This window comes from Massilia sp. BGA-UO-ETr-WB1 (genome assembly GCF_059567845.1).
This window is the reverse complement of sequence record NZ_JCAQOT010000027.1, coordinates 1196075-1208355: the sequence shown is the minus strand read 5'-3', so window position 1 is coordinate 1208355 and position 12281 is coordinate 1196075. Positions and strand designations below refer to the sequence as shown.

12 protein-coding genes are annotated in these 12281 nt (G+C 67.6%); 2 read left to right on the top strand and 10 right to left on the bottom strand.

The genetic code is table 11. From position 1 onward, the window contains the following. Window positions 1-8: 8 nt before the first annotated feature. Genes AC56DV_RS32100 through AC56DV_RS32090 form a run of 3 tightly spaced genes read right to left on the bottom strand, consistent with a single transcriptional unit; the run spans window position 9 to window position 2912 of the window. A complete protein-coding gene (locus tag AC56DV_RS32100) occupies window positions 9-614 on the bottom strand; it encodes a transmembrane anchor protein (RefSeq protein ID WP_496318250.1) in 606 nt (201 codons plus the stop codon). Between the two features lie 12 nt (window positions 615-626). Then, complete coding sequence (locus AC56DV_RS32095; protein WP_496318249.1) at window positions 627-1349, bottom strand: HupE/UreJ family protein; 723 nt, start codon at window positions 1347-1349, stop codon at window positions 627-629. Window positions 1350-1367: 18 nt separating this feature from the next. Then, window positions 1368-2912, bottom strand: a complete 1545-nt coding sequence (locus tag AC56DV_RS32090) for an ABC transporter substrate-binding protein (protein ID WP_496318248.1) — start codon at window positions 2910-2912, stop codon at window positions 1368-1370. A gap of 284 nt (window positions 2913-3196) precedes the next feature. Between AC56DV_RS32090 and AC56DV_RS32085 the strand changes: the two genes are divergently transcribed. Together AC56DV_RS32085 and AC56DV_RS32080 are read left to right on the top strand one after the other, a co-directional pair. Beyond that, the gene (locus tag AC56DV_RS32085) at window positions 3197-4417 is read left to right on the top strand and encodes an acetyltransferase domain-containing protein (RefSeq protein WP_496318247.1); all 1221 of its coding nucleotides are present in this window, start codon (window positions 3197-3199) and stop codon (window positions 4415-4417) included. Beyond that, the gene (locus AC56DV_RS32080) at window positions 4399-5157 is read left to right on the top strand and encodes a hypothetical protein (protein ID WP_496318246.1); all 759 of its coding nucleotides are present in this window, start codon (window positions 4399-4401) and stop codon (window positions 5155-5157) included. The genes AC56DV_RS32085 and AC56DV_RS32080 overlap by 19 nt, the downstream gene beginning before the upstream one ends. A 1-nt stretch (window position 5158) precedes the next feature. Here AC56DV_RS32080 and AC56DV_RS32075 read toward each other — a convergent pair whose 3' ends face one another. The 7 genes from AC56DV_RS32075 to AC56DV_RS32045 form a co-directional block, all read right to left on the bottom strand. Next, entirely contained in the window at window positions 5159-5539 is a 381-nt protein-coding gene (locus tag AC56DV_RS32075) for a cupin domain-containing protein (RefSeq protein ID WP_496318245.1), read from the bottom strand. Window positions 5540-5561: 22 nt separating this feature from the next. Further along, complete coding sequence (locus AC56DV_RS32070) at window positions 5562-6521, bottom strand: M14 family metallopeptidase (RefSeq protein ID WP_496318244.1); 960 nt, start codon at window positions 6519-6521, stop codon at window positions 5562-5564. Window positions 6522-6523: 2 nt separating this feature from the next. Further along, entirely contained in the window at window positions 6524-8011 is a 1488-nt protein-coding gene (locus AC56DV_RS32065; RefSeq protein ID WP_496318243.1) for an NAD-dependent succinate-semialdehyde dehydrogenase, read from the bottom strand. Between the two features lie 175 nt (window positions 8012-8186). Beyond that, on the bottom strand, window positions 8187-8684 hold the full coding sequence (locus AC56DV_RS32060) for an Lrp/AsnC family transcriptional regulator (RefSeq protein ID WP_496318242.1): 498 nt from the start codon (window positions 8682-8684) through the stop codon (window positions 8187-8189). 77 nt (window positions 8685-8761) lie between these two features. Beyond that, window positions 8762-10141, bottom strand: a complete 1380-nt coding sequence (locus AC56DV_RS32055) for an aspartate aminotransferase family protein (RefSeq protein ID WP_496318241.1) — start codon at window positions 10139-10141, stop codon at window positions 8762-8764. 135 nt (window positions 10142-10276) lie between these two features. Further along, window positions 10277-11227 carry a 2-hydroxyacid dehydrogenase gene (locus AC56DV_RS32050; RefSeq protein WP_496318240.1) on the bottom strand — a complete coding sequence of 317 codons (951 nt, stop codon included), beginning with the start codon at window positions 11225-11227 and terminating at the stop codon, window positions 10277-10279. Between the two features lie 2 nt (window positions 11228-11229). After that, window positions 11230-12090 carry a GNAT family N-acetyltransferase gene (locus AC56DV_RS32045; protein WP_496318239.1) on the bottom strand — a complete coding sequence of 287 codons (861 nt, stop codon included), beginning with the start codon at window positions 12088-12090 and terminating at the stop codon, window positions 11230-11232. Window positions 12091-12281: the final 191 nt, after the last annotated feature.

Sequence of the window (12281 nt, the reverse complement as noted above, 5' to 3'; positions counted from 1 at the left end):
CGCGCCGTTCAGGACGGGCGGTACAGCTTCTCGTGGAAGCCGCTCACCTTGACCTGGATGGTGACCGGGTGCGCCCCCTTGTTGCGCCAGAACCAGCCGTGGATGCCGTCGAAGCCCGCGGTGAAGGTGCCCTGGGCGCCGGTTTGCGCCGGTTCCTTCCAGTAGGTGGTGAACTCGTTGGCCTTGGCGTGTTCCGGCTCGCCGTGCATGTCCGCCTTCACCGGCGCGCCGTCGGTGTTCCAGCTGAACACGAAATGCTCGCCCTTGCGCATCAGCGCCTTGATCTCCGCGCCTTCGCCAGGCTGCAGCGTGACGGTCATGGCGTCCGAACGCAGCACGGCGGCGGTGCGGGCCACCGGCGCGCCGGCCTGCGCAACGGCGCCGCCGGCGGCAATGCCCGGGCCGCCAGGCGCCACCGCGTCCGGCGCCTTCTTCGCCCCGCCATTCAGCTTGGCGATGCCCAGCATGCGGCCGGCGCCCAGCGGATCGATGCCGTATTCGGCCGGCAGCACGGCAACCGTCAGGATCAGCGCGGCGGCGGCCAGGGCCGCGCCGGTGGCTTTGCCCAGCTGCTGCAGGGTGGGCAGGCTCTCGGTGGTGTAAGTGGTGACCATGTGTTGTCCTTGTCAGGCGGTTGCGTAACCGGTTAATTGATAGCCCATCAGTACAAACCCGGCCGTCATCAGCAGCCCGTTGGCGCCGAAGGCCTGGCGCCGGAAGGCGGCGCTGCGGCGCCAGTAGCCCATGGCGATGAGGATGGAGCTGAGCGCCAGCAACTGGCCGATCTCCACGCCCACGTTGAAAGCCAGGATGTTGGGCACCAGCCCGTCCTGCGACAGCGTGAGTTCCTGCAGCTTGGTGGCCAGGCCGAAGCCGTGGAACAGGCCGAACACCAGCACCGCCGCCTTGGTATTGGGCTGGAATCCCAGCACCCGCTCCAGCGCGCCCATGTTGTCGAGCGCCTTGTACACCACCGAGAAGCCGATGATGGCGTCCACCAGGTAGGGATTGATGTGGGTGCCGCTCAGCACGCCGGACAGCAGCGTCACGCTGTGCCCCAGCGCGAACAGGGTGACGTAGGCGCCCACGTCCTTCAGCCGGTACAGGAAGAAGATCACGCCGACCAGGAACAGCAAGTGATCGTAGCCGGTCACCATGTGCTTGGCGCCCAGGTAAATGAAGGGCAGCAGCTGCATGCCGGTGCTCTGTTCAAAATAGGCCTTGTCATCCTCCGCCACGCCGTGGGCCAGGCTGTCGCCGGCGGCCACGGCCAGCAGCGCGAACAGGGCGCACAGCGTCAAGGCCGGTGCGGCGTGGCGCCGCAGCGCCTGCAGGGAGGGGTGTTTCATTGCATGATCCTTTCAAGCTCAGGCGTCGAGCCACACATGCTCGCAGCAGGTGTAGCCCATGAAGGCGCCCAGCGGATGCGGCGCCGCGCCGCGCACCCTGGTGCTGAGCGCTTCGAGGTTGTTGATGAACAGCGGAATGCCGACGCCGCAATGCTGGTGTACCAGCACCTGCATGTCGGCGTAGAACTGCTTGCGCTTGGCGTCGTCCGTCTCGGCGCGCGCCAGCAGCAGCAACTGGTCGAACTGCTCGTTCTTCCAGCCCGATTCATTCCACGGCGCGTCCGACTTGAAGAACTGCGTGAACAGCATGTCCGCGCTGGGCCGGGCGTTGATGTTGCCGAAGCCGATGGGCGATTTCATCCAGTGGTTGGACCAGTAGCCGTCGGCCGACACCCGCTTCAGCGCCAGGTTCAGTCCCGCCTTCTGCGCCGACTGCTGCAGCAGCATGGCCATGTCGACCGAGCCGGTGGCCGCCACCGACGCCACCACCGGCAGCGTCATGCCCAGCGCGCCGGCACGGCGCAGGTGGAACTTGGCGCGTTCCGGATCGTATGGCCGCTGCGGCAGGCCCGCGAAGTGGAAGCGGTTCGACGGCGGAATGGGCTGGTCGTTGGCGATCACAGCATAGCCCCGGAACGCCGCGCGCTTCATCTGCTCGCGGTCGATCAGGTATTTCATGCCTAGCGTGAAATCCGGGTTGCGGCCCAGCCCCACGGTCTGGCGGATGATCAGGTCCGTGTACAGGCCGGACTGGCTTTCCAGCACCTGGTAGCCAGGCTCGCCCTTGATGCGCCTGGTGCTGCGCGGGTTGACCTCGTTCACCCAGTGCACGTCGCCCGACAGCAGCGCGTTGATGCGCGCCGATTCGTCCGGGATGCCGAACAGCGCCACCTCGTCCAGGTAGGGCAGGCCGGGCTTCCAGTAGCGCTCGTTGCGCGCGCCGTGCGTGCGCACGCCGGGCGTGAATTCCTTGCATTTGAAGGGGCCGGTGCCGATGGCGGTGTTGAAGGACGCCGTGCCGTCCTGCAGGATCACGAAATGCGAGGTGGCCAGTATCACCGGCAAGTCCGCGTTGGCGCCCTTGAGGGTGATCTCCACCGTCAGCGGGTCCAGCGCGCGCACCGATTCGAACTGCTGCGTCACCGCGCGCACCTTGGAGCCGACCGCAGGATCGTTGTGCCGGTTCAGCGAATACACCACATCGGCCGCCGTCAGCGCCTTACCGTCGTGGAACTGGATGCCTTTGCGCAGGCGCACGGTCCACACCAGCGCGTCGTCGGTCAGCATTTCCTCGGCCAGCATCATCTGCGGCGCCAGCTTGGCGTCCAGCGACGTCAGGCCGTTGTAGAACATATGGGCGCGCAAATAATCGGTGGACAGCGCACCCTTGGCCGGATCCAGCGTGTCCGCAGTGGAGCTGGACTGCGTGGCGATGGTGAGCGTGCCGCCGCGCCGGGGCTGCGGCGCGGCCTGCAGCAATCCCCCGGCCGACAGCAGCAAGCCGCCGGCCGCCAGTTTGCGCAGCGCGTCGCGCCGCGGTTCGATGCAAAAATCCTGTTTCATCAGATATGGGTGCTTTCGCTGGCAGGTCGTTGAATTCAGTAGAATCATTACATCATATTCGGCGCCGCCGGATGTAGCGATTGTGGCTTCCCGCAGCGCACAAACGGCGGTTTTGCGGCGCTTCGGCAGCATAGATTGCCGGCCGAATAATATGCTGCGATCCGCGTGGCATAGCCTAGGAAAACGCCGCCGGCGCGGGCCAACTAAGCAGAAAAAACCGCAACCCGTCCGTACAATGAAGTTGTAGTCCTCATCAATCAGTCAACTTCGGTAGAAAGCGTACGATGGACCATACCAGCATACATAATCCGGCCTCATGGGCCCTGAACAAGACAGCGCCTGCCACGCCCCTGGACCAGGCTGCCCAGGCGGTGCGTTCGCGCATCGCCATTATTGATGTGATGCGCGGCCTGGTCATGCTCATCATGCTGTTCGACCATGTGCGCGAAACGCTGTACCTGCACATGCAGGTGAGCGACCCGATGGCCGTGGCCAGCACCGCGCCCGAGCTGTTCTTCACCCGCATGGCGGCGCACTTCTGCGCGCCCATGTTCGTGTTCCTGACCGGGCTGTCGGCCTGGCTGTACGCGCATCCGGCCGCCGGGCCGCGCAACGCGACCGGCTTCCTGGTCAAGCGCGGCCTGCTGCTGGTGGCGCTGGAGCTGGTGGTGGTCAACTTCGCCTGGGCCGGCAAGTATCCGCCGGCGGTGTTGTACCTGCAGGTGATCTGGGTGATCGGCCTGGCCATGATCTTCCTGGCGCTGGTGCACCGTCTGCCGCTCAAGCTTCTTGGCGCCGTGGGCGCGCTGATCGTGGTGGGCCACAACGCGCTCACGTGGATGACGTTCGAACCCGGCACCGTCGGCTACACCTTGTGGACCATCCTGCTGCACCGGGGCTTCCTGGTGGCTGAAGGCGCGGTGAAGCTGAAAGTGACGTATCCGCTGCTGCCCTGGATAGGCGTGATCCTGCTGGGCTATGCGGCCGGTCCGCTGTTCGGCCGCGCCATGGCGCCGGAGCGCCGCAAGCAGCTGATGCTGATGCTGGGCGGCGGCGCCTGGCTGGCCCTGGCCGTGCTGCGCGGCCTCAACATCTACGGCGAGGAAATGCCGTGGGTGCACGGCGAGACGGCCGTGCAGACCGTGATGTCCTTTTTCAATTTCACCAAGTACCCGCCGTCGCTGGACTTCCTGCTGATGACCATCGGCACGGGCTTCCTCGTGATGGCGTTGCTGGAACCGGTGGAGAACTGGTTCACGCGCGCCTGCGCCACCTTCGGCGGTGCGCCGATGTTCTATTACCTGCTGCACCTGTATGTGCTGCTCGGCCTGCAGCACCTGCTGGTGGCCATTTTCGGAGCCAACCACGGCGAGCGCTTCGGCATCGACGTGTTGTGGCCGGTGTGGGTAGTGTCGCTGGCGCTGATGCCGGTGCTGTACCTGCCATGCCGCGCTTTCGCTAACTTCAAACGGACGTCGAAACAGGCATGGGTGCGATACTTCTAAAGCAGCGCGGGGCCTTGGCGGGCCTGGCCGCGGCATGTGCGCTTGCCGCGCAGATGCTGCCGCTGAGCGCCGCGGCCACCGAGGACACCGACACGCCTGGCGCGGGCCGCTGGGAAATCAATATCGGCGCCAGCAAGATCCGGAAGGCTGGTGGCTGGGAGCGTTCGTGGCCTGACAGCGACATCAATTACGGCCTGGGCGAGCGCCTGCAGCTGATGGCGGCGCTGCCCTATGTCACCGTGCAGGAACATGGCGAACCGCGCCACTCGGGCTGGGGCAGCGCCACGGCCGGCGTGAAATGGCGCATGGCCGACCAGGACGCGCTGGGCGTGGATCTGGCCGTCTTCCCTCAATTCAGCTGGAATCCGTCGTCCGGCACGGCGCGGCGCGGACTCGGCTCGCCGGGCCGCAGCCTGCTGCTGCCGCTGATCGCCGGGCGGCGCTTCGGCGATACCGCCTGGTACGCGGAACTGGGACGCAATCTCGTCGAGCGTGGCCCGCATGAATGGCAGGCGGGCTTGAAACTGGTGCATCAGTGCCTGCCGGAGCTGGAATGCAGGGTGGAGCTGGAACACAGCCGTGTGCCGCGCGACGGCGGCCAGACTACCGCCAGCGCCGGCGCCAAATGGCGCCTGTCCGAACCAGTCATCCTGCATGGCCGCGCCGGACGCGACATAGCCGGCAACCGCGAAGGGCGGCGCCGGCTGGTTCTCTACCTCGGATTGCAGTTACTGTTGTAGGCTACAGCGCGCGTTCGGTCACCACCCAGAACTTGCTGGCCGCCTCCTCGATCTCGAAAATCCCCTTGAACCCCGGTGTGATCACGCCGGTGTCTCCCGCCGCGTAGCGCACCGGCTGGCTGCCGTCCTGCGCCGAGATGGTGACCCGGCCGCTGATGATGTGGAAGAACTCGTGCTTGTTCTCGTCCAGCGCGATGCGGTAGGAGCCTTCGTCCGCCGACCAGGTGCCGGCGCGCACGCCGTGCAGTTCGTTGGCGAAGTATTCGCGCGCGGTGCGCGCCGGATTGCCTTTGATGCGCTTGTCCTCGTCCGGATGCGCCACCGTGACGGCGGGCAGGATGTGGCTGAAGTGGATGGCGGCTTGCTTGTTTTGCTCGGTCATGGGAATGTCTTTCAAATGAAGGTCAGGCCAGCAACTGGCCGAAGCGCACCACGGTGACGCCGGCGCGCACCTGGCGCAGCGAGGGCATCACGAGCACGCAGTTGTCGTACGGCGTGAGCACCGGCGCGGCGCCGTTCCAGCCTATCAGGCTGCCCTTGTCGGGGAAGGTCTCCAGACCGGTGTAGGGGCCGGCGAAGCGGAAGTCCGTGCTGTCGGCCACCACCGGGTCGGTTACGCGCACCACGTGGCGCTGTTCGAGGAGCGGCTTGAGCCAGGCCTTGGGAATGTCGGCCAGGTCGACATTGCCGCACAGGACCAGGAAACGCGCGCAGCAGTTCATGGCCACCGTGACGGCCGACGCTTCCCAGTGCTGGCCGCACTCGATCAGCAGCGCGTTGCGGGTGCTCTCGGGGACGCCGAAGTCGCCGTAGTCGCGCAGGCGGCGGCCCTCGGGATGGCCTTCGTCGCTGATGATATGGGCCGGCACGCCGAGGCGCTGGGCCAGCGCGATGCCCTTGTCCAGCGGGCCGCACACGTTCAGCGGCGCGCTGCGCTCATGCATGGAGTGCAGGTCCAGCAGGTAGTCCACCTCGTCGATCAGCGGGCGCATGGCGCGCGCGCGGCGCAATTCGGTCGAGTCCAGCTCCAGGTTGTCCAGCGTGGACGGCTGCCACACGCGGTTGAAATCCTGGTCCACGAAGCGCGACGCGTCCGGCTTTGCCGGGTCGAAGCGCTGGTAGGCTTCCACGTTGGCGAAGGCGAAGGTGATGCGTCCCCGGCGCGGGCGCAGCTTCCGGTCCAGCATGGCCTTGACCGCGATGGCGCCGCACACCTCGTTGCCGTGCGTGAGCGCGTTGATCATGGTGTGGCAGCCCGGCACGCCGCTGTCGAAGCTGTACACATAGGGGATGCCGGTGTTGCCCTCGGCGTAGGCCGCCAGGCTGGGGAACGCCACCTCTATCGGATATGGAACCATGTTCATGCTTACAGTCCTCCCATGCAAAGGTATTTGGTGTGCATATAGTCGTCCAGGCCGTAGCGCGAGCCTTCGCGGCCGTAGCCCGAGTCCTTGACGCCGCCGAACGGCGCCGCTTCGGCCGCCAGCGCGCCCTCGTTGATGCCGACGATGCCCGTTTCCAGGCGGTCCGCCACGCGCCACACGCGGGCGATGTCGCGCGCGTAGAAGTAGGCGGCCAGGCCGAACGGGGTGTCGTTGGCCAGCGCGACCACCTCGTCCTCGCTGTGGAAGCGGAACAGCGCCACCACCGGGCCGAAGGTTTCTTCCCGCGCCAGGCGCATGCCGTGGTCGGCGTCCGTCAGGACGGTGGGCGCGTAGTAGCGCGCGCGGTCGTCGCCGGGAAGCTGCAGCGGCGCGCCGCCGCACAGCAGGCCGGCGCCGCGCTCCACCGCGTCGGCCACGTGGCTGGCCACCTTGTCCAGCGCGCGGCTGTTGATCAGGGGACCGATCTGCGATGCCGGGTCGCTGGCCGGACCTACCGCCAGCGCTGCCACGCGCTGCGCCAGTTTGCCGGCGAAGGCAAGGTAGACGCTGTCATGCACGTAGACGCGGTTGGGGCTGACGCAGGTCTGGCCGCCGTTGCGGAACTTGGCGGCCATCAGGCCGTCCACGGCGGCATCCAGGTCGGCGTCGTCGAATACGATGAAGGGCGCGTTGCCGCCCAGCTCCAGCGACAGCTTTTTCAGCGTGCCGGCCGAATCGCGCGCCAGGCTCTTGCCGATTGCGGTGGAGCCGGTGAAGGTGATCTTGCGCACGCGCGGGTCCTGCAGCCAGGCGGCGGCCACTTCGGGCGTGCTCGCGCGCGCAGCGGTCACCATGTTCAGCACGCCCGGCGGAATGCCCGCCTCGTGCGCCAGTTGCGCCAGCGCCAGCGCGGTGAGCGGCGTGTCCTCGGCCGGCTTGGCGACCACGGTGCAGCCGGCCGCCAGCGCGGGCGCGATCTTGCGGGCGATCATGGCCAGCGGGAAATTCCAGGGCGTGATGGCTGCCACCACGCCGGCGGGCTCCTTCACCACCATCAGCTTCTTGCCGCGCGCCGGTTCGGGAATCATGTCGCCGTAGGCGCGCACTGCTTCCTCGGCGAACCATTCGACGTAAGAGGCGCCGTAAGCGACTTCGCCGCGCGCTTCGGCCAGGGGCTTGCCCTGTTCGCGCGAGATCAGGCGCGCCAGGTCTTCGGTGTTGGCGACGATGAGCGCGTGCCAGCGCTTGAGCAGGCCGGCGCGTTCGCGCGCGCTGCGGGCGCGCCAGCCGTCGAAGGCCGCGTACGCGTGATCGGCGGCCTGGCGCGCGTCGTCTGCGGCGCTGTCGGGCACGTCGGCGAAGGCAGCGCCGCTGGCCGGGTCTTCCACGGCGTAGCGCGCGCCGGAAGCGGCGGGCAGCCAGGCGCCGCCGATGTAGTTGGCGCTGCACAGCAGCTCAGCGCGGGTAAGCGTCAATAGCTTGTCGGTCATGGTGGTTCCAGTCTGGGTTGAATGGAGGCGGCGCGGCGCGTGCCGGCCTTGGAACAGCTCAGTCCATGGTAGTGCGGGAGGGGGAGGGAGTGCGGCCGTTATCGGGGGCGTGAAACGGCGGATATTGCGAATTTAAAGCGGCGGCGGCATATTCTGCCGGGCCGCCGCCTGGCTGTCAGCCGTTCTGGGTGAACAGCTTTTCGACCGGGTAGTAGCCCTTGGTGAAGGGCGACTTGATGACGATGTAGCTGAAGTACTTCTCGATGCCGATGTGCTGGTCGAGCAGGCCTTCGATGATGGTCTGGTAGTGCACCACGCCGGTGGTGACGAACTTGAGCAGGTAGTCGAAGCCGCCGCTCACCAGGTGGCACTCGACGATTTCGTCGATCTTGCGCACGCTGGCCTCGAACTTGGCGAAGTCTTCGCGGCGGTGGTCGGACAGCGTCACCTGGGTGAACACCAGCTGCACATTGCCGATCTTTTCCAGTTCGATGTGGGCGCCGTAGCCGGTGACGTAGCCGGCCTTCTCCAGCCGCTTGACGCGGATCAGGCAGGGACTGGGGGACAAGCCGACCGCGTCGGCCAGGTCGACATTGGCGATACGGCCGCTTTGCTGCAGGTGGGACAGGATGCGGATGTCTATCCTGTCCAGTTTGAACGCGCCTTCTAACATATGGTCCCTGATCGAGCAGTTACTGGAAGCTTTTCAATCGATTGTAGCACGCGGCCGTGCTGAAAACAGCGGCCGGCTCAGCCGAGCGCGCGCGCCACCTCCGGCTGCGCCAGCACCTGGTCCAGCGTGGCGCGCAGGCGGCCGAACAGCAGCTCGAATTCGGCTTCGGTGTAGCACAGCGCAGGGGCGAAGCCGAGGATGTTGTCGCCGAAGGCGCGGAACACCAGCCTCTGTTCATATGCCGCCTGGGCGATGCGTTCGTGCAACCGCAGCGCCGGGTCGAACTGGCGTTTGCTGTCCTTGTCAGCCACCAGTTCCAGCGCGCCGAGCAGGCCGCGGCTGCGGGCGTCGCCCACCAGCGGGTGCGCCAGCAGGTCGCGCAGGCCCTGTTCGAATTGCGGCGCGCGCGCCGCGCCGTTGGCCAGCAGGCCGCCTTCGTGGTACAGGCGCAGCACTTCGAGGCCGATGGCGGCGCTGACCGGGTGCGCGGAATAGGTTTGCCCGTGGCCCACGGCGATGTCGGGACCCGCGCCTTCGGCGATGGCCTGGTAGAGCGCGTCCGACATCATCAGTGCGCCCATGGGGGCGTAGCCGGCTGTCAGGCCTTTGGCCATCGTCATCATGTCCGGTTCCACGCCTTCGTCGGCGCAGGCGAACAGCGGCCCGGTGCGGCCGAAGCCGGTGATTACCTCATCGACCACGAACAGGATGCCCAGTTCGCGGCAGCAGTCGGCCATGGCTTTGAGCCAGCCGCGCGGCGGCACGATGACGCCGCCAGAACCCTGTATCGGCTCGCAGAAGAAGGCCGCCACCCGGTCCGCACCCAGCTGCGCCACCTTGGCGCGCAGCTCGGCCACCGAGGCCGCGATCAGCGCCCGCGGGTCGTTCCCGAGCGGGTTGCGGTAGGGGTAGGGCGACGGGATATAGTGCTGCGTGGGCAGCGGCAGGTTGAAGTGGCGCTGGAATACCGGCAGCGCGGTCAGCCCCGCGCCCACCGAGGACGAGCCGTGGTAGCCGCGCTGCAGCGAGATGTATTCAGTGCGCTGCGGCTGGCCGATGGCGTTGTAGTAGTAGGTGATGTAGCGCACCGCTGCGTCCACCGCGTCCGAGCCGCCGAGCGTGAAATAGACGTGGCGCAGCGAGGCGGGCGCCAGTTCCACCAGGCGCGCGGCCAGGCGGATGGCCGGCTCCGATCCGTAGCTGAAGTAGCCGGTGGCATAGGGCAGGATGCGCATCTGCTCGGCGGCGGCCTGCACGATGCTGTCCTGGCCATAGCCGGTGTTGACGCACCACAGGCCGGAGAAGGCGTCCAGCAGTTCGCGGCCGTCCGCATCGCGCAGGTAGGCGCCGTGGCCGGACTGCAGGATGGTGGCGCCGCGCTTTTCGTGGGCGCGGAAGTTGGTGACGGGGTGGATCAGGTGCTGGCGGTCCAGCTCAAGCAAGGTAGTTTGTGGCATGTTGGCGTCCATTTGTCCGTGTGATGGTCTGACACCATCTTAGGGCGGGAGCCGCAGCGGGTGCTTGCAAGTGGGGCGCCCCGAATCGGTGGAAATTGCGAATTTGGGGCGGGGGCGGCAGATTCTGCTGCGGCCCTAGTAGCCGCGCTGGCGCTCCACCAGCCCTTCCAGCGGCTGGCCGGCCTGGTGGCGGCGCAGGTTGCCCAGCACGGCGCGTACGGCGCCGGCGGGCTGCGTCATGCTGGCGATGTGTGGCGTGAGCACCACGGACGGGTGGCGCCACAGCGCGTGGCCGGGCGGCAGCGGCTCGGGCTCGCACACGTCCAGCACGGCCTGCGCCAGGCGGCCTTCGTCCAGCGCGGCCAGCAGGTCGTCCTGCACCAGGTGGCCGCCGCGCCCCACGTGCACCAGCGCGGCGCCGCGCGGCAATTGGCGGAACAGGTCGCGGTTCAGGATGCCGCGCGTGTCGTCCGTCAGAGGCAGCAGGCAGACCAGGATGTCGCAGCGCGACAGGAAGCCGGGCAGCGCGGCCGCGCCGGCGTAGCAGTCCACGCCGCCAACGTCGTGCTGCGAGCGGCTCCAGGCGGCGCAGGGAAAGCCCAGGCTGCCCAGCTGCGCCAGCACCGCGCGCGGCAGCACGCCCAGTCCCAGCACGCCGACGCTGCGCGTGGAGGCGGGCTGCACGCGCAGCGCGCGCCAGACTCCGGCGCGCTGCTGGGCGGCGTAGGCCTGCCATTCGCGGTGGATGGACAACACGGCCAGGGTCACGTATTCCACCATGCCGGCCACGATGCCCGGTTCCACCATGCGCACCAGCGGCAGGCGCGCCGGCAGGGCTTCCAGGTCGAATTGGTCGATGCCGGCGCCAACCGAGAACAGCACTTCCAGGCCGGTGTAGGCGTGCAGGTCTTCCGGCGGCAGCCAGGCGGCCAGGTAGCGCACGCGCGCGGGGTCGCCCACGTCGGGCCAGATGCGGAAGTCGATCTGCGGCGCCAGTTCGGCGAACAGCTGGCGCCATTCCGCGCCGCGCGCGGGATCGGCCTTGTAGACGAAGGTGCCGGGCGCCAGATCGTGCAGCGCGTCCACGTTCAGCCCAGCGCCTGGTTGATAATGGCGAACATGCGCACGCCCGGATCCGGCTGCGGCGCCTCGCCGCGGGCCATGGCCAGAACGCTATCCACCTGTACCAGCCCAAGTTCGGTGAGCCAGGGACTGAGGCCGCTGGCGCCGGTGACGTCGATGCGGATGAAGGCGCCGCCGTAGGTGCCGGTCCAGTGGCTGATGAGCGCCTTGGCGCGGTCGATGTCGGGTGCGATCACAGGGCCGATGGCGTAGCCGTGGCCGAAGCGGCGCAGCATGGCGCAGCCTATCACTTCGTCGTAGCGGTCTATCACCACGCCCTCGGCCACTTCCTGCATGGCAGCCAGCACGGTGGCGCGCGGCATCCCTGCTGCGCGCGCGGCCAGTGCGGCCAGGCGCGCGCCGTCGCGCGAACCGAGCGGACGTATGCGCTCGCCCGGCTGCAGCGGCATCAGCGGCGATTTGAACACCGTGCCCTGGTGCTGGTGGATCTGGCCGACCGCTTCGAAGCCGAGCTTCTGGTACAGCGGCTTGCCGGCTGCGGTGGCATGCAGCAGCACGGTGCGCTTGCCCAGTTCCGCCATCACCAGCGCCATCAGGTTGCGGCCCACGCCCTTGCCTTGCCATTCAGCGGCCACGATCACCATGCCCACCGACGCGAATTCCGGGCCATGGCTCCAGCACATCACCGTGCCCACCAGGCCGGTGCTGTCTTCGGCCACGTAGCCGGCGCCCAGGCGCTGCACGAAGCGCCAGTCGTCCAGGCGGTGCGGCCAGCGCACCGCAAGCGACAGCTTGTGCGCCGCTTCGATGTCGTCCTCGGTCATGCGCCGGTAGCGCAAGGCCGCTTCTGTTTTCAGCTCTGTCACGATTCCTCCGTGGTGATGCCGCGATTCGGAAGCGGCGTGCAGCCATGCTAACCCAGGCCGCACGGGCCGCGCCAGCGCCGGCGACAGAACGCTAGAAAGTCGCGGCGCAGCCCGTCGTTGCAGCACTTTGTGCCGAATCGGCGGGCGTTTTTTTCCATCCCTGTCAAGTGTGCGGAAAGCGGCAAAAAGCG